A 17,456-nucleotide genomic window follows, 5' to 3' on the forward strand; every position below is an offset into this window, starting at 1 on the left:
AATGAAGTCAATAAATATAAAATCAATCATAGCATTTGCACTCTTTGTAGTTGCAATCGGTTTTACATCCTGCAAATCGGGCAATAAAACGGAAACAAAAGAAACAACTAAAGTTGAGGAAACCCATTCAGAAACCATAGAAGTTTCGGAGGAGCAAATGAAAGCCGTAGGCATTGAGTTAGGTACAATAGAAATGAAAAATCTAAACAGTGTGGTAAAGTCAAGCGGACAATTGGAAGTGCCCTCACAAAATAAAGCCGATGTAAATTCATTGGTGTCCGGCATCATTAAAAAAATATTAGTGTTGGAAGGCAACTATGTTCGCCAGGGGCAAACAGTAGCAATATTAGAAAACACAGACATTGTGAAGTTGCAGCAGGACTACCTCATGCTGAAAAAAGAATTTGTTTATTCTGAACAGGAGTACCAACGCCAAAAGGAACTGAATACCGAAAGTGCAGGTACAGGAAAAGTGTTTCAACAGGCAGCATCCAAATATGAAACGGATAAAGCAAGGCTGAAAGGGATAGAAACACAATTACAGCAATTAAACATCAGTCCTGCATCTGTAGCAAACAGGAATTTTGTAAATCAAATTCCCATCACTGCACCTATCAGTGGTGTAATAGGGCATATTCCCATAAAAACAGGCAGCTATATTGATATGCAAACCTCCTTAATGGATATTGTAGATAACTCACAAGTTCATTGTGATTTGCAGGTGTATGAAAAGGATTTGTTTAAAGTAAAGAATGGGCAGACAGTAGAGTTCATTCTATCCAATCAGAACAATAAGCAAATAACAGGTACTATTTACGGTATCAATCAATCTTTTGAAAATGAAAACAAATCGGTAATTGTACATGCCAAAATCAACAATACAGGCGGCATCAAATTGTTACCGGGTATGTATGTATCTGCATTGATTAATGTAGGTAATCAAACAGTGCAGGCAGTTCCTGTTGATGCAGTGGTAAGTGCAGAAGGCAAGCAATATATTTTTATGGTTGTGGATGAGGAAAGCGAAGGTAAAGAGAAGGCTGAAAAAAAGGAAGCAGGGGAAAAGTCAGAAAAGAATACAGAAGCCAAAGCTGAAAAGCATATTCAGTTTAAAAAGATAGAAGTAACCACAGGTGTAACAGAATTGGGCTACATAGAAATTACGCCATTGGAAGAAATACCGAAAGGTGCAAGGATTGCAACCAAAGGTGCATTTTATGTATTATCAAAAACCAGTGGTGGTAAAGAGGAAGAATAATAATAACTAAATCAATTTTCATAAAATGATAAATACAGCCCCAAATCATAAGCATACTTACGATGAACAAGGCAGGATGACCTGCTGCACATTAGAAGAAAAAATCTATACCGAAGCAGGTGCAGAACAACTGCTGCATAAAAAGAAAACCATTGATAGTGGACAAGATAAAGTCCAATTGCAAGCTCATAGTAGTGTATGGAAACAATACCTGCCAGCCATTATCAGTTTCGTTATGTTGCTCATTGGCATTGCGTTGGATAATTATTTCAAACCCTCATTCTTTACAAACTATGTACGCCTTGCATGGTATGCTATTGCATACCTACCTGTTGGTTTACCGGTAATAAAAGAAGGATGGGAAGCCAGTCTTAAAAAAGAGTTCTTCACCGAGTTTACATTAATGGTATTGGCCACTATGGGGGCTTTTGCCATCGGTCAATATCCCGAAGGTGTTGCGGTAATGTTATTCTATGCCGTTGGTGAATTGTTTCAGAAGGCAGCAGTTAATAAAGCAAAAAACAATATCAAAGCCTTATTAGATGTCCGTCCATCTTCTGCCAGCGTTTTAAGGAATAATAAATACGAAGAAATAAAACCCGAAGAAGTAGAAATAGGCGAAACCATACAAATTAAAGCAGGCGAAAAAATTCCGTTAGATGGTGAAATGTTAAGTGAGGGCAGCAGCTTCAATACCGCAGCACTTACAGGAGAAAGCAAACCAAAATCTATTTATAAAGGAGCACAGGTATTGGCAGGTATGCTAAACCTTGATAAAGTAATTGAACTGAAAGTAACCAAAAAATTTGCCGATAGTTCCCTTGCACGGATTTTGGAAATGGTGCAAAATGCTACTGCAAGAAAGGCAAAAACAGAATTGCTGATAAGAAAATTTGCCAAAATCTATACACCTATCGTTTTCTTTTTGGCAGTAGCATTGGTGGTGGTTCCCTACTTTGTTCTAAGCAATTATGTGTTTAATGATTGGCTGTACAGGGCTTTAATTTTCTTAGTTATCAGTTGCCCTTGTGCATTGGTTATCTCTATTCCATTGGGCTATTTTGGCGGCATAGGTGCGGCTTCAAGAAATGGTATTTTGTTTAAAGGTTCTAATTATTTAGAGTTAATGACCAAAATAAATACCGTTGTGATGGACAAAACCGGCACACTAACGGCAGGTGTTTTTAAAGTGCAGGCAATTGTAACTAATGGAATGGACAAAACAGATTTCATAAAAACATTAGCTGCATTAGAAAGCAAATCAACACATCCTATTGCCAAAGCCATTGCCGAGTATGAAAAGAACGAAACACAAACTTACCAGGCGACAGAGATAGAAGAAATTTCAGGGCATGGCTTAAAGGGAAATGTGAACGGGAAAGAAGTATTGGCAGGTAATACAAAACTGCTAAAGAAATATAATATCACATACGATGCAGCTATTGACGAAATTATAGAAAGCATTGTACTGGTAGCCATAGGCAACCAGTATACAGGTTATGTATTGATAGCCGATGAAGTAAAAGAGGATGCAAAGGAAGCCATCAGGCAAATGCACCTCAACGGCATTAAACAAACCATAATGCTTAGTGGCGATAAAAATTCCATTACCCAAAAAGTAGCAAAACAAATTGGCATTGATACCGCCTTTGGCGATTTGCTACCAGAAAACAAAGTACAGAAAGTAGAAGAACTAAAACAGGACAAGACAAAAATCATTGCATTTGTAGGCGATGGCATCAACGATGCACCCGTATTGGCTTTAAGCGATGTGGGCATTGCAATGGGTGCAATGGGCAGCGATGCAGCAATAGAAACAGCCAATGTAGTGATACAAACAGACCAGCCTTTAAAGATTGTCACCGCCATTAAAATAGGCAAAGCCACCAGGGGCATTGTAATACAGAATATCATTTTAGCATTTGCAGTAAAAGCCATTGTATTGGTATTGGGTGCAGGTGGTTTAGCCACCATGTGGGAAGCCGTTTTTGCGGATGTTGGAGTGGCTTTATTGGCAATATTAAATGCGGTGCGAATACAACGGATGAAGTTTTAAATTTGTAATATTCAAACAAAACAAAGTGAGGAACCAACCATCAATATAATTTATAAATAAACAACACAACAAGTAAGTTATGCAGCAGACACTTCAATTAAATATCATCCCATTTTCAGCCCCAGTGCAAGAGGCTGAATTTGCTTTTTATACTTCAAAGCAAGATGGGTATTGCCCAATACACAAAGACGATTTAAACGGAGCAATTGAAGGCATCATTGACGAAAGCGAACTGCATTATGGTAATTGGCTTTACACGGATTTTGCACCTGCCAAAGAAAATGCAATTCTCATTTCAATAAATCTTACCGAATGTAAATACTTTGCCCAACATTATTACAGGCATCTTAACTTTATTTATACCAGCTCAAGTAGGTCAACGGATTTTCAATCATTTTGGGTTACTTCACCTTCTGAGCATTTTAACTATATATACTGTCCCAAAGGCTTGGTTTGCAATTAAACGAGGGGATATTAAAACACACAAAAATTCAATGATTAGGTTATATATCGGAGGTATTATCATTGCAGGAAGTTTTGCCATTCTTGCACCAGGTAGATATTTACATACTCTTTTCTTTAACTAAAATATCAAAACCGCTAAAGAATTTATATATAGCATTCAGCCCTTTAATTTCCTGATAGTCACATACTCAATCATCGCATTATAGCTGCATCTTTCGTCTGTAAGGGGAGCACAAGTGCACAAGGCGACAGAAATGTCGCCTTTTTTGTTGTCTATCAGCGGGTTAAGTTTTGCATCTTTTAATCAGACACTTAAACTAAAAATATTTTAAGGTTTGAAATTTTTAGTTTTCTCCTTTATCCAGTTAATAGCATTTTCTACAGGGGATTTGTCATCAGTAAATGCAGTATTGTGTCCTAAATTTGAGAATAAAGTATATTCGAATGGTTTTCCTTCTGATTTAAGGGTATTGATTTGTTCAATACATAATTTTACGGGAATCTGAATATCTTTTTCCCCAAATAGCCAAAGTGATGGCGCCGAAATATTTCTTAAAGCAACCTTTGGGTCAGTACTGATAAATTGATAACGGTCTGAATCGTTTTTGATATGGTTTCGAGTGTCTTCTTCAGTATGGTTTACCCAAAAATCAGTATTCCCGTTGGTATAAAACTGAAACCTAAGTTGTTCAAGGGAAGTGATTGTAGGGCAACTAAATAAAACCATAAAATTCACAAGTGGATTATTATTTGCTGCAATAGGAATAATCCATCCAGCTTGACTGAAACCTAGAAGTCCTATTGGCGTACCATTACTATAATTTTTTATTTTATTCAATGCAGCAAGTGCGTCTTTGGCTAATAAATTGATATTAAGGGAATCAACATTATTTGTTCCAACCTCTGGACCAGCATAAACTCCCCCAGATTTACCAACCCCCCGTTTATCATAGGTAAGTACTGAAATTCCATTATTTGCAAGTAACTCAGCGAATTCAGTCATTCTTGTTTCTTGGCCCGAACCGTGTACAACTACAACAGAGGCATAAGCGTTTTTAGGTTTATATATAGTTCCTGCAAGATTAACCCCTTCACTATTGATTATAATATCTTGTTTTATAACAGGGTTAAATTTTTGGGCAAAACCTTGATTAACAATGACCGTCTGTATGAGTAATAAAAAGATAACTTTCATCATACCTTAAAGGTAACTAATTTCATTTTGGAAAGACAAAGCATTCACTTTCTGCAAATTGACACGAAGTTCAACCCTTTAATTTCCTAATAGTCACATACTCTATCATCACATTATAGCTGCATCTTTCGTCTGTAAGGGGAGCAGTAATCAAAAATAGATGGGTCAATTTAATTCCCTAATTTTTAATATGGTAATTGCAAAACCATCATATTTGAAACCGATTTTAATCAATTAGCGTACGATTAGATTCGAAAGTAAAATGGGTCAGATGTTATATTTTGACGGTTTTATTTACTTAGTGAATATTTCAAAATATAAGTGTCCATTCTAAGAGGATTATAACCGTGATTTTCCGTTTGTGCCAAGAATGTGCAAAGGCTTGGTTTGGACGTTGGAAATCAGTCATTTCTTTCCAAAAAAATCAGTTACTTGTTTTTAAATGGAAACTCAACATTCAAATACTCCCAGCTCAATTTTATTTTGCCTTCGTTAGCATTGGTCGGCATTACTTCATACGTAAGGGCTTCAACTAATTTATCGCTTTTGAAGGGTTTTACCTTAATTCGGATGATGTCATTTTCTTCTTTATAATCGTCCGATAAGTGCATATCCCACGTTTTACTCAAAATCAAAGTCCACGTTTCTTTATCAGGAATAGTAAAAAATCCATATTTACCTTTTGTAATAACTTTACCTTCAACCATTATATCATGACCAAAATCTATCCAAGTAGCTTTGTGAGCTCCCGATGACCATACTTGATTGAAGGCAACTAAACCATTCCAAATATTCCGCCCTCTCACACTCGGTGAACCGTATTCTATATGTACATGATTTGTGCCTACCATTGCCATTGCCGTCATTTTTGGACTTTTGGGCTTGACTGCTGTTTGACTGGTATCGACTTTGGGTTGATGGTTTTGGTGTTGGGCAAAAACGCCAATAGGTAATGTCAACAAGAGGTTTAAAACAATGTTTTTTTTCATGATTTTGTTTTTTATTGAAGTTAAATTATCTCAATAGACAATTAAAAAGTTTTTAGTAAGAAAAAGTTATTCCAGCACCCAATCCCATATCACTATCATAATGTGATGTAATGCCCATGTTTTTGTTTACGATGTAACGAAAACCTGCCATGTATTCCTTATCGGTGTTAAGCATAAAACTCACTCTAAGTCGTTTGGTAATAGGCATATCTTCTCTCATAAGTTGAAAACGAATATTTCCATCCTGATAGATTTCAGCTTGTCCAACAATGAGTAATGGCAACGTGTAATTTACGCCGACTGTAACAAGACTTCTTAGGTCCTTACTATTTGATTGCCCAAATAGATTTGTTTCCTGTTCATCTATTCCAAACTTTCTATAACGCCAATCAAAGCCAATAAATGGCATTAACCACTGCATTTTCCCAACATATCTACCAATATGTGTTTCTACCTCATATCCGTGAAAATCATGATAGCCCAATCGCCATTCTGAACCAATGCTCCACCTCGTATTTTGTAACATGGCCATTCCATCATTACCGTTGGTTGCAAAATCATTCTCAGCCATAAAATGAAACTTGCGGTCGTCTGCAAACAGTTTCCGTTGCGCTAGTTTTGGATTAGGAATCAATGGATTGGGCATCTGATTTTCATAACTTAATACCCTACCCATTCCGCTCATCATATGGTACAAAATATGACAATGGAAAAACCAATCACCTTCAACATTGGCGTTAAATTCTAATGTATCCGTCTCCATCGGCATAACATCCACAATGTTTTTTAAAGGAGCATTTTGTCCTTGACCGTTAAGTAACCTAAAATCATGCCCATGTAGGTGCATCGGATGGCGCATCATGGAACCATTGTAGAGAATAATTCTAACATTTTCTCCTTTTTTGATAAGGATTTTATCGGCTTCTGAAACGACCCTATTGTCTAAACTCCAAACATATCGATTCATATTACCGGAGAGTTTAAAGTACAATTCTTTTACTGGAGCATCCTTGGGCAATGCTGTTATGCTAGGGGACTTCAGCATGGCATAATTCAGGGTAACAATGTCTCCCAGTGCATTGGCATTATAACGATTGGGGTCATTGTCATCTTGTTTTGGCTTAGCATCGCCAGTTATTTCAGGATACATCACCACATTCATATCCATTTGATTTAAACTCATGGCCATACCCATATCATCCAATTCGCCATTCATCTTCATCATGTCATTCATCATCTTCATCCCTTCAAAATACTTTAATCGGGGTAAAGGTGATTTCAACTGTTTAATTCCATTTCCAATATAAATGGATGCTGAATTAGTCCGGTCTTCCGTCGTTGCTAAGAATTCATAGGCGGTTTTATCTGCTGGAATATTGACAATAATATCATACGTTTCCGATACCGCAATAATCAATCTGTCTACCTCAACCGGTTCCACATCATTGCCATCATTTGCGACTACTGTAATTTTACCACCGGCGTAAGTCAGCCAAAAATAGGATGATGCACCCCCATTTGAAATTCTTAATCTAACCTTGTCTCTGCCTTTCAACTCATTTCCTGAGATACTTTTAAGTTCAGAACTTGGGTGACCATTCATGAATATTTTTTCATAATAGACATCACTCACATCCATCGCCATCATTCGCTTCCACTCATTTTTCATTTTAGTTTTAAAATGACCGGCTGATATTGCTTCACCATAACTTTGAACCGAGTTCTTTTTCAATGCAGGATAATCATTAGCATTATGCAGCATCCTATGGATATTCTCAGGGTTGAGATTAGTCCACTCACTCAATACGATGGGAAGCGTTGGTAAGTCATCTATTCCCTTTCTAAAGGTTGGGTCATTGGGTCTTTTTAACATGACAAAATTGCCATACATTCCTATTTGTTCCTGTAACCCTGAGTGTGAGTGATACCAATGAGTACCATTTTGAATAATTGGGAAACGATAGATATGAGTTGTATTTGGCCGAATGGGCATTTGTGTCAGGTTGGGAACCCCATCTTCTTTATTGGGTAAAAATAGACCGTGCCAATGCAAAGAGGTTTCCTCCTTAAGCTGGTTATGAACATGTATTTCAGCCGTATCGCCTTCGGTAAAAGTCAAAGTAGGCATAGGTATTTGACCATTAACTGCAATAGCTCGTTTTTCTTTGCCAGCAAAATGCACTAAGGTGTCTTTTACGTTAAGGTCATAACGAACAACTTTTTGGGCGAAAACAGTTGGTGAAAACAGGACAAAAATGGCAATTATTGGTATCAATCTCATGTTTAAAATAAATTTAAAATCATATATCCGCTCATTACAATCATCAATGCATCTTCGATAATTGTCACAGTACTCATTGGCAAATTAAAAACTGCCCCCAAACAAGCACATTGTATTTTCTTATTATCAAATACTGACTGCAAAACACCTATTATACTTATACTCATGACCACAAACGTGCAGGCATTTGTTACTAAAGGATTGTAATTTAAAAGATAAGAAATACCCAAGCCAACCTCTACAAAAGCGTATGAATATGCCCAAAAGGGGAATTTTTTTGCTACCACATCATACATGACATAACTTTCAGCAAAACCTTTTAGATTTAACAATTTGAAAAATGAGAACACTAAGAAGAACCCAGCCATAAAATGCTGCATCGCCTCCATTAAAATAAAATGTCCGCTTTTCAGTTGTATCAATAAAGTAATGGTAGAGACATAGAGAAAAATCAGTAAAATTGGAGCATAAGTTTGAAACCACGATTTTGCTTGTTCCTCTAATTCAATGTTTTGTTTTGCAGAAATGGTATATTTTAAATCTAATACTTTCTGGAAATTTGACAAGTTGATGTGCCTATCCATTGAAATTGTAACCGAATCGTATTCCTTAGAAACCTCAACATTGGTTACATTTTCAACCCTCTCTAACAATGATTTTACTTTTGCTTCACAACTTGTGCAAGTCATTCCAGTTAATTGATATGTATGTGTCATATTTGTGTTTTTAAACAGAGTTATATAAAACGCAAATTTCCCAAATTAAAACTATCGTGACGTTACGTTATTTTTTAGAAATCTTATAAGATTTCCTGTCTTATACACTGTCAATACCGGTTCTTTTACTTGATTTAAGTTGTTTAAAATAGGACGTTGTAAAACCTGTTTCCCTTTTAAATTGATTACTTAGATACGCAACACTACTGTAATTCAATTGGTATGCAATCTGGCTCAATGTTAATTCTTCATACATGAGCAATTCTTTTACTTTTTCAATTTTTTGCTTGATAAAGAATTGTTCAATGGTTTGCTGTTCTACTACCGAAAAAAGCTTACTCAGAGATTTGTATTCTTGATTTAAGTGTTGAGATAAATAATTAGAAAGATTAACTCTTAAGTCATTGTTTTTGTGATGAACCAATTCAATAATTAGATTTTTTACCTGTTCAATTGTTCTACCTTTTTTGTCATCAATTAATTCAAACCCAACAGACTTGAAGACACTGATTACATCCAATTTTATGGAATCTATATTTTCTTCTTTTATTTCTACCTCACCTAACTCAATGTGAATTGGGTGAAGTCCAAGTTTTTCTAGCTCAGACTTCACTACCATTTTACATCGATTACAAACCATGTTTTTAATGTATAGTTTCATTAATTTATTGTTTCAACAGTTTTACCACATCCCAACATTTTAGAACCATAATAGGGGTTTTTAACGATATTCTCCTTACTCAACCAATTTGCACCTTTTCCTTTATTAGCCATTGGACAAAATTGATAATATGTTGGTGTCTCTTGTTTTGAGACTTTCATCACCGAATACATGTTTTTAGATAGAGATGTAAAGTGGTCTCTTTGATGGCTGGCATCTTTGGTCTCCGAAATATGTTCCGCATCAAAAATCAAATCTTTCATCACTTTCATCCATTCTACATGTTCTTCATTCGTTAAATTTTCCATTTTAACTACGTTTATAGAATTTAACAGCAAAACAGCTTTGGTGGCTGCCAAGCTACCATCCGTTTTTACCAAAGCATCTTTGACTGCAAAATAAGAATCGAAGACCTCTTTTAGTTGCACTCCTTGTGTTTTTGTTACTAAAATTGGCATGACAACTTTTTCTTCCACATCAAGACTTACAGCTTTTAATTCTTCAACTTTTGCAACAACTTTTCCTGTCCGTTCATATTGGCAACAAATTTCAAGTTTAGCATAAACATTGTCAGGAGCGAGAAATTTGTCGCTATCATAACCTGCCAAACCAATTCGTTTTAGAATTTCATCCTGATTTGTTTTCTTTTCATCATAGGTTATGAAGGCCATTTTTGTATCCTTATTCCATTCCACCTGAACAATATCCTTTACATTGGCCGCCGATTCGATGGTCTTTTTACAGATAGAACAATTTCCATAAATGTGAACAGTTTCTACCTTGGCATTTTTAATTTCTGCAAAACATGTCGAGATGGATAGCAATAATGTTATTGCCATCAATAATTTTATTGATTTCATTTTTTAATAATTTTACGTAAAAAACAATTGATTTTTAAAGCAATACTTTGCTTCCGATAAGACAGACCAATGGCTGTCAAGGTAATAAATTAACCTATATTGGGGGGTGTCCAAATGTAACCAAAACCTGATGAATGGTAAGTTTGGTTATAAAACGATTTTACTGAATTGCGAGCTGTGAATGTATTGATATTGAATTTTACTAAAAAATCAGGTATTACCAATGTGGAGAAAGGTGATGGGCAACTGCACGTAGAATTATCACAATTCCCTCCACAACTGTTCCCTTCGTTTTGTCCGGTCATTTTGTGTTTTCCGCAACAATTATCTTTATTAGATTTCTCAGGTTTTTCTTTCAAACAACATGATTTTTCTTCTTTAGTGTGCTTTGTTCCACACGCATAGGATTTCACGGGCACGGTTAGGCAGCCAAGAAATGTAATTATGAGAAGTATGTGAAATTTTTGCAACATGGTACTTATAACGATAAAAGTACGAATTTGTTTCAATTTTTAATGAATTAGCTCTAAATTTTAATACTTCCTTCAAATAAAGTGCTGTTATACTAATTTCACAATTAATGATAAAACGTGCAATTTCTTACAATGAATGAAAAAGTGATGAATGTCAAATACTACCTCCAATTTAAACGAAGTTAAAAGAAAAACACTTGTCGGATTTCCAATATCCAAACCAACTCTTGGCACATTCTTGGCACAAAACGAAAATATCAGATATAATCCTCTTAGAAAAAGGTCTTAAAACCACCATACCCTCTACTGGGCTCGAACCACAAAAATCGTTGAATAGAGGAAATATGGATGGATTTTAAACGAAAAAAGTCACTATTTCTAGTGACTTTCTTGTTTGCTCCCTCTCCTGGGCTCGAACCAGGGACCCCATGATTAACAGTCATGTGCTCTAACCAACTGAGCTAAGAAGGAATTTTGTTCCTATTGGGACTGCAAAAATAGGGGGCTAAATCATTAAATGCAAGATAGCCCCCTGTTTTTTTTGAATTTATTTCTTGTCAGCGGCCTTTTCTGCTGCTTTCGGATCTTTCTTCTTCACTAAGTCTCCTTCTTTCAGCTTCTTAGCAACTGTCGCATATGGCCCTGCGATAATCTCTTGTCCGTCTTTCAAGCCGTTCACGATTTCGATATTTTCAAAATCTGAGATGCCTGTTTTCACTTGGATCATTTTCGCTTTACCTTTCTCCATCACGAATACTACTTCTTTCGTGTTTTCCTTGCGTTTCTTCGCTTCTAAGGCATCGTTAGAGTTCGTCGCGTTCGTTCCGTCCTCTTCCTTCTTTTCGCCCTCTTTCACCTCAGCACCGATCTCACGAGTGGTTACTGCAGATAAAGGTACCGTAGCGATGTTTTCTTTTCTGTTGGTCAAAATCTCCACAGACGCTGTCATTCCAGGCTTCAAAGGATACGATAATTTGCCTTTAATTAAATCTGCATAAGATGAACGCAAAACCCGAATCTTCACTTCGAATTCCGTTACTGCATCATTTGAAACAGCAGACGCTCCACTTGAATTCGCTGAGCTCGCAATTTCGTATACCACCCCTTTGAACTTACGCTCGCTTGAAGAGAATGCATCTACATCAATTAATACGGTATCGCCGATGCTTACACGAGTGATGTCATTTTCGTTTACGTTTACGCGTACTTCCATTTTGTTCAAGTTCGCGATACGCAACATTTCTGTTCCCGCCATTTGTGACGTTCCTACGACACGCTCCCCTAATTCTACGTTTAACTTCGAGATGATACCGCTTTGTGGGGCATAAATCGTCGTCTTCGTTAGATTCGTTTTCGCTTCTTTTAAGGTCGCTTGTGAAGATTTAACGTTGTAATTCGCGGCGTTTACGTTTGCTTTTGCCGCTTCCAAATCTTGTTTAGCTACTGTATAGGCTGATACGAATTGGTCAAAGTCCGCATCAGAGATTACTTTATCCTTGTGCAATTTCGCGTTACGATCGTAGTCGATTTTGGCCTTAGAAAGACGTGCTTCGCTTTGGGCTAACACTGCCTTACTTTGCTCCATGTTTGCTTTCGTCGCATTCATTTGTGCTTCTGCACGTGCCAAAAGAGACACATAGTTATCAGGACGAATCTTCAACAATTCCTGGCCAGCCACTACGGAATCGCCTTCCGCTACGTTCAAGGAAACAATCTCCCCAGAAACGTCGGGCGATAATTTCACCTCTACTTCCGGCTGGATCTTTCCAGACGCACTTACTTTTTCAATGATCGTCGAACGAGAAACCTTCGCGAACTCTACTTCTGTAGGCTCTACTTTCCCGATCCATTCCATTTTTTTGGCTAGAAATAATCCACCAAAAATCAATACCACCGCGCCTCCGATGATCATCCAAGTCCGCTTACTGTTGTTGTTTGTTGCCATAATTTTTAGTCGTCACTTTGTGACTTAGTCGCGACTACGTCGCTTAGTCAATGAGTCATCGCTTCGCGATCTAGTCGCCGCGCCACGGCTTAGTCATCGCGATGCGATTTAGTCACTGCTTCGCAGTTTGGTCGACTTCGTCTTAGTCTTTGTAACTTTATTTATTGTTTATAATTCTTTTTCTAGTCATCGCTTCGCGATTTAGTCAATGGGTCACGACTTTGTTGTTTAGTCATTGCTCCGCAATCTAGTTGACTTCGTCTTAGTAAAAAAGTCAACCTATTCGACTCTTTGACTAAACCTCGTAGAGGTGACTAAGCCGCAACGCGGCGACTATGGTTTTTCAGTTGCTTTGCAACTAAAAAACCAGACTCTTCCCTTGATAAAAATCCAAAATCTTCGTTCTAAACACGAAGTCATATTTCGATTGTACCAAGCTCAAGCGCGCCTTGTCTAAATTCGTTTTTTGTAAGTTATAGCTTACGAAATCGATTGTTCCTGCTTGAAAACGGCTTTCAGCTGCGCGGAAAGACTCTTCTAAAGCGGATACTTGCGAAAGGCCTGCTTCGTATTTCATCGCCGCGTTATTTAAATTAACGTAGGCTTGTTCGATGTTTTGGCGCAGCGTTAAGCGCGCTTTTGAGGCTTCAATCGAAGCGTTCTCGCGTTGTAAACCTGCCTGTGCAATTCTCGTTTTGTTCGCAAAACGCGCGAAGATCGGGATGTTTAATCCTAGCGAAATCACCTTGTTTTGAGTATTATTTAATTGATCAAAGTAGCCCATCGTTAAGGCATTCGACTGGTTCGCAGACATACTTGCGCTTAGGGATAGGGTAGGCATGGTACCTGCTTTGGCCACCGAAATACCTTTTAAGGCACTTTGTACACGTAGATCAGCGGCTTTCACTAGAGGCTGGATCGCCAAAGCTTTGGCATATAAATCATCCATTCCCGTGTCATATCCGTTAGAACTAGGCGTAGGAACCTGAATGCGTTGTAACGAAATGGCCGAAATGCTCGAATCATTTAACAATTGAATTAAGGTCAATTTATTGAGGTCCAAAGAGCTCTGGAAACTCACCACGTTCGATTCTTCATTCGCTAACTGCGCTTTCAAATCCAAGAGGTTAGAAGGGGCAAGGGAGCCCGCATTCACCAATTTCTCCGTACGAGAAATCTGTAATTTCGTAATTTCAGTCTGTGACTTCGCAATGCTTAATTGATCTTCCGAATTCAAAATGGCTAAGTACGAAAGCACCACTTGTAGAGAGATATTTTCTTTGATGGATGCCAAATCTTCTTGCGATGCCTTCAGGTTGTAATCGTTTTGGAGAACCGTGTTACGGATTTGGCCCCCATTAAAAACAAGCATTCCTGCGTTTAAACCCAGGTTATTGTAATTAATGTTACGGGAATCGTAGCCGTTCGTGAAGGGGTTAATACTACGTCCAAAAGAAGCAGATTGGTTAATATTCGCACTTAAATTAGGCAAGGCGTTGTTCTTCGACTGCTGCAACTGAAATTGTGCGTTGCGCAAACTCACCTCGTAAGACTTCACATTTAGATTGTGTTGTAACGCGATTTCAACCGCCTTCGAAAGCGATAATTGAACTGTATTTCCGTTCGCCTGAATCGCTGAAGCGTTCTGAGCTGTCGCTGATATTCCGCTGGCCAAAAGCAAAGCAGAAAGACTGAATATTTTTAAAGACATAGGTCAACAATAAAATGTATGCAAAGGTAAACAATCCCGCGAAAGCCGCTCCTTATTTTAGGATAAACGGCAAGGCTTCAGGATGAAACCCCATTTATGGTATAACGGAGAACTTTTCTTTTGCCACTTTGCGCGAAAAAGCATTGAAGTGCCACCACTCATATTCGATGGGCATAAAGCCCGCACTTTTCATGGCTTTGCGTAGAATGAGGCGATTATCGATGGCTTTTTGGCTTAATTTTCCCGCCTTCAATAACCTCGCTTCTTCTTTCGGGTAGGCCATTTCGCCAAAGAAATCATATTTCGTCCCCATCTCCAGCGGCTTTCCTGTCTCATCCGCCACCGTCAAATCGATCGCACTTCCATAATTGTGAATCGAATGCTCCTTGGGATCCGCCACATAGGTCCGGCGTTTTTCTGGACTATATTCCGTTAAGGTATTCCAAAGTTCCCACTGCTTCGAAAGCGGTCTGGCCGCATCATAAATCAACAAATGATAGCCAGGATGCGCTTTTTCCAAATTCTCCTGCGCCTTCTTCAACATCGCCAGCGTCTCTTTTTGTAAATACGCATGCGTCAAACAACCATACACGTCCTTCTTCATAAAATTATCAGTTGTCGCATATTTTAATTCAACTAAAACGCCTGGAACATGGGACGTAACCTCTTGTAGCCCCTGTTTCTGCATGGATAATTCGGCAGCACAAGTCGTTTTTTGAGCCTTTACTGATAGACTAATTAGCAGCATGAGGACTGCTTTAGCGAATAGATTCTTCATTTTGACGGAATTTTCCCTAAATTTAATCGTTTTTTACCTCTCTTACCTATGGCTTTAAATTGGATTTGGTTTTTGTTCTTCGGTGTCGCCTTCGTCGTCGCCCTCATTCAATTCATTTTCTTCGGTAATACCGACATATTTAAAATCCTGGTAGACGGGATGTTTGACTCTGCAGAAGTCGCCGTTATGAAAGTCGCTCTTCCACTAACGGGTGTCATGGCCTTCTTTATGGGCATTTTGCAAGTAGGAGAGAAGGCGGGTGCGATTCATTTTTTGGCCCGCAAAATCCAACCTTTCTTCTCTCGACTTTTTCCTGAAGTTCCAAAAGACCACCCCGTTCATGGCCAAATGATCATGAACTTCTCCGCAAACCTGTTAGGATTAGATAACGCTGCGACTCCATTCGGTTTAAAAGCGATGCAGGGTTTACAGGATTTGAATCCGGTCAAAGAAACCGCCTCTAACGCCCAAATCATGTTCCTCGTGCTCCACAGCGCAGGCCCCGTTTTGATCCCACTTTCCATCATGGCTCAGCGGGCCATTTATGGTGCCCAAGATGCCTCAGACGTCTTTATTCCCTGCCTTATGGCCACTTACGCGGCCACCATCACAGGTCTAATTTTCGTCTCCTTCAAGCAAAAAATTCGTCTGTTTGAACCCGTTCTTTTTGGCTGGCTTTTCAGTATAACTGCCATCCTGGCGGGCATCTTATGGTACTTCAGCAGCCTCCCAAAAGAGCAAATCGACATCCAGTCCAAACTCTTCAGCAACGGTATCCTTTTCGCCCTCATTTTCTCCTTCATTGCCGCTGCCTTTTATAAGAAAGTAGACATTTTTGGAACCTTCGTGGAAGGCGCCAAAGGCGGATTCGAAACCTCTGTCCGCATCATTCCCTACCTCGTAGGCATGCTCGTAGCCATTTCTTGCCTACGTAACTCAGGCGTTTTGGACTTCATCGTAGACGGGATGAAAATGGCCGTCAACTATATTGGCATAGACAATCGCTTCACAGACGCGATGCCGACCGCCCTTTTACACCCCGTTTCTGGTAGCGGCTCGCGCGCCATGATGATTGACACGATGAAAACGTTCGGCCCCGATTCTTTCGCCGGCCGCCTTTCTTGTGTATTCCAAGGCTCCGCGGAAACGGTCCTTTTCGTCATCGCCCTTTACTACGGCTCTGTCCAGGTACGCAACATTCGCTACACGCTGTGGGCGGGGTTAACGGCGGATTTAGTGGGGATCCTTACAGCTATTTTTGTGAGTTATCTTTTTTTTGGATAAACCCACATTAAAGCATAAAGAATAAAGCACAAAGAATAAAGTTGGAATACCCTGCGGGTATACGTATTTGAAATATTTCCAAAGTCATTAAAATTGGTATAACCAATTTTAATTCCAACTCTATACTTTATTATTTGTGCTTTATGCTCTATTCTTTATAATGATAAATTATAAATAACTAGATAGCTCCTCCGCAAAACATTCCCTAATCTTGTCATCAAATAACCACTATGATGACAGAAAATCCAGCACTTACAAAATCCTTTGACTTTTCCCTAAAAATGGTATCTCTATGTAGAAAGCTGATTTATGAGGACAAAGAATTCGTTTTAGGAAAACAATTATTGCGTTGCTCAACCTCAAACGGGGCTAATTTAGAAGAGGCTATTGGAGGGTTTTCACGCAACGATTTCAAATACAAAATATCAATTGCATACAAAGAAGCACGAGAAACACACTACTGGATTCGTTTATTAATGCGATCAAAAATTCTTAGTGGTGAAGAGGGGTGTTCTGCTTTGAAGGACTTGGAAGAGTTGTTAAAAATATTGACAGCGACGCTCAAAACTCTCAATAAAGAACGATTTTAAAGCATAAAGAATAGAGCATAAAGTATAAAGGAGGAATACCCTTCGGGTATACATATATGAAATGTTTCTAAAGTCATCAAAATGGGCGAAGCCCTATTTTGAACCATCATTATTCTTTGTGCTCTATGCTTTCATATACTATACCTAGAATTTAATCTTAAAGTAATGAGCGGGTATCCGTATCTGAAATATTT

General features: G+C 38.3%; 14 protein-coding genes and 1 tRNA gene. 5 read left to right on the plus strand and 10 right to left on the minus strand.

Going from position 1 to position 17,456, the window contains the following annotated elements:
* The first annotated feature begins 1 nt into the window (after window position 1).
* The 3 genes from G9X63_RS05095 to G9X63_RS05105 all read left to right on the plus strand — a co-directional run bounded on the left by G9X63_RS05095 (window position 2) and on the right by G9X63_RS05105 (window position 3,777).
* On the plus strand, window positions 2–1,258 hold the full coding sequence (locus G9X63_RS05095) for an efflux RND transporter periplasmic adaptor subunit (protein ID WP_252624736.1): 1,257 nt from the start codon (window positions 2–4) through the stop codon (window positions 1,256–1,258).
* Between the two features lie 25 nt (window positions 1,259–1,283).
* On the plus strand, window positions 1,284–3,314 hold the full coding sequence (locus G9X63_RS05100; RefSeq protein ID WP_252624737.1) for a heavy metal translocating P-type ATPase: 2,031 nt from the start codon (window positions 1,284–1,286) through the stop codon (window positions 3,312–3,314).
* A 79-nt stretch (window positions 3,315–3,393) separates the two neighbouring features.
* Window positions 3,394–3,777: a hypothetical protein gene (locus G9X63_RS05105; RefSeq protein ID WP_161566399.1), complete on the plus strand. Its 384-nt coding sequence runs from the start codon at window positions 3,394–3,396 to the stop codon at window positions 3,775–3,777.
* Between the two features lie 330 nt (window positions 3,778–4,107).
* Here the strand turns inward: G9X63_RS05105 and G9X63_RS05115 are convergent, their stop codons facing one another.
* From G9X63_RS05115 to G9X63_RS05160, 10 genes are all read right to left on the minus strand, one after another.
* Window positions 4,108–4,977 carry an alpha/beta hydrolase family protein gene (locus G9X63_RS05115; RefSeq protein ID WP_252624738.1) on the minus strand — a complete coding sequence of 290 codons (870 nt, stop codon included), beginning with the start codon at window positions 4,975–4,977 and terminating at the stop codon, window positions 4,108–4,110.
* Between the two features lie 425 nt (window positions 4,978–5,402).
* Window positions 5,403–5,963 carry a DUF2911 domain-containing protein gene (locus tag G9X63_RS05120; protein ID WP_223130141.1) on the minus strand — a complete coding sequence of 187 codons (561 nt, stop codon included), beginning with the start codon at window positions 5,961–5,963 and terminating at the stop codon, window positions 5,403–5,405.
* Window positions 5,964–6,015: 52 nt separating this feature from the next.
* On the minus strand, window positions 6,016–8,244 hold the full coding sequence (locus G9X63_RS05125) for a multicopper oxidase domain-containing protein (protein ID WP_252624739.1): 2,229 nt from the start codon (window positions 8,242–8,244) through the stop codon (window positions 6,016–6,018).
* Between the two features lie 2 nt (window positions 8,245–8,246).
* Window positions 8,247–8,960: a heavy-metal-associated domain-containing protein gene (locus G9X63_RS05130; protein ID WP_252624740.1), complete on the minus strand. Its 714-nt coding sequence runs from the start codon at window positions 8,958–8,960 to the stop codon at window positions 8,247–8,249.
* 100 nt (window positions 8,961–9,060) lie between these two features.
* Window positions 9,061–9,621, minus strand: coding sequence for a helix-turn-helix domain-containing protein (locus G9X63_RS05135; protein WP_252624741.1), 561 nt, complete (start codon window positions 9,619–9,621; stop codon window positions 9,061–9,063).
* Window positions 9,621–10,481 (minus strand): DUF3347 domain-containing protein, encoded by an 861-nt coding sequence (locus tag G9X63_RS05140; RefSeq protein WP_252624743.1) that lies wholly within the window; start codon window positions 10,479–10,481, stop codon window positions 9,621–9,623. The genes G9X63_RS05135 and G9X63_RS05140 overlap by 1 nt, the downstream gene beginning before the upstream one ends.
* A gap of 870 nt (window positions 10,482–11,351) precedes the next feature.
* A tRNA-Asn gene (locus G9X63_RS05145) sits at window positions 11,352–11,425 on the minus strand.
* Between the two features lie 76 nt (window positions 11,426–11,501).
* Complete coding sequence (locus G9X63_RS05150) at window positions 11,502–12,899, minus strand: efflux RND transporter periplasmic adaptor subunit (RefSeq protein WP_252624745.1); 1,398 nt, start codon at window positions 12,897–12,899, stop codon at window positions 11,502–11,504.
* 358 nt (window positions 12,900–13,257) lie between these two features.
* A complete protein-coding gene (locus G9X63_RS05155) occupies window positions 13,258–14,610 on the minus strand; it encodes a TolC family protein (protein WP_252624746.1) in 1,353 nt (450 codons plus the stop codon).
* Between the two features lie 94 nt (window positions 14,611–14,704).
* Window positions 14,705–15,388 carry a M15 family metallopeptidase gene (locus G9X63_RS05160; protein WP_252624747.1) on the minus strand — a complete coding sequence of 228 codons (684 nt, stop codon included), beginning with the start codon at window positions 15,386–15,388 and terminating at the stop codon, window positions 14,705–14,707.
* A 48-nt stretch (window positions 15,389–15,436) separates the two neighbouring features.
* Here G9X63_RS05160 and G9X63_RS05165 point away from each other — a divergent pair, with 48 nt between their 5' ends.
* Both G9X63_RS05165 and G9X63_RS05170 read left to right on the plus strand, forming a co-directional pair.
* A complete protein-coding gene (locus tag G9X63_RS05165; protein ID WP_252624748.1) occupies window positions 15,437–16,672 on the plus strand; it encodes a nucleoside recognition domain-containing protein in 1,236 nt (411 codons plus the stop codon).
* Between the two features lie 230 nt (window positions 16,673–16,902).
* Window positions 16,903–17,262 (plus strand): four helix bundle protein, encoded by a 360-nt coding sequence (locus G9X63_RS05170; RefSeq protein ID WP_252624749.1) that lies wholly within the window; start codon window positions 16,903–16,905, stop codon window positions 17,260–17,262.
* The last annotated feature ends 194 nt before the right edge of the window (window positions 17,263–17,456 follow it).

The sequence above is a fragment of the Aquirufa antheringensis genome, from assembly GCF_023921165.1.
Lineage (GTDB): Bacteria > Bacteroidota > Bacteroidia > Cytophagales > Spirosomataceae > Aquirufa > Aquirufa antheringensis.

Excerpts from the sequence above, each read along its gene's own strand:
- G9X63_RS05095 (WP_252624736.1), top strand. The coding sequence starts at position 2 with ATGAAGTCAATAAATATAAAATCAATCATAGCATTTGCACTCTTTGTA.
- G9X63_RS05100 (WP_252624737.1), top strand. The coding sequence starts at position 1,284 with ATGATAAATACAGCCCCAAATCATAAGCATACTTACGATGAACAAGGC.
- G9X63_RS05105 (WP_161566399.1), top strand. The coding sequence starts at position 3,394 with ATGCAGCAGACACTTCAATTAAATATCATCCCATTTTCAGCCCCAGTG.
- G9X63_RS05115 (WP_252624738.1), bottom strand. The coding sequence starts at position 4,977 with ATGATGAAAGTTATCTTTTTATTACTCATACAGACGGTCATTGTTAAT.
- G9X63_RS05120 (WP_223130141.1), bottom strand. The coding sequence starts at position 5,963 with ATGAAAAAAAACATTGTTTTAAACCTCTTGTTGACATTACCTATTGGC.
- G9X63_RS05125 (WP_252624739.1), bottom strand. The coding sequence starts at position 8,244 with ATGAGATTGATACCAATAATTGCCATTTTTGTCCTGTTTTCACCAACT.
- G9X63_RS05130 (WP_252624740.1), bottom strand. The coding sequence starts at position 8,960 with ATGACACATACATATCAATTAACTGGAATGACTTGCACAAGTTGTGAA.
- G9X63_RS05135 (WP_252624741.1), bottom strand. The coding sequence starts at position 9,621 with ATGAAACTATACATTAAAAACATGGTTTGTAATCGATGTAAAATGGTA.
- G9X63_RS05140 (WP_252624743.1), bottom strand. The coding sequence starts at position 10,481 with ATGAAATCAATAAAATTATTGATGGCAATAACATTATTGCTATCCATC.
- G9X63_RS05150 (WP_252624745.1), bottom strand. The coding sequence starts at position 12,899 with ATGGCAACAAACAACAACAGTAAGCGGACTTGGATGATCATCGGAGGC.
- G9X63_RS05155 (WP_252624746.1), bottom strand. The coding sequence starts at position 14,610 with ATGTCTTTAAAAATATTCAGTCTTTCTGCTTTGCTTTTGGCCAGCGGA.
- G9X63_RS05160 (WP_252624747.1), bottom strand. The coding sequence starts at position 15,388 with ATGAAGAATCTATTCGCTAAAGCAGTCCTCATGCTGCTAATTAGTCTA.
- G9X63_RS05165 (WP_252624748.1), top strand. The coding sequence starts at position 15,437 with ATGGCTTTAAATTGGATTTGGTTTTTGTTCTTCGGTGTCGCCTTCGTC.
- G9X63_RS05170 (WP_252624749.1), top strand. The coding sequence starts at position 16,903 with ATGATGACAGAAAATCCAGCACTTACAAAATCCTTTGACTTTTCCCTA.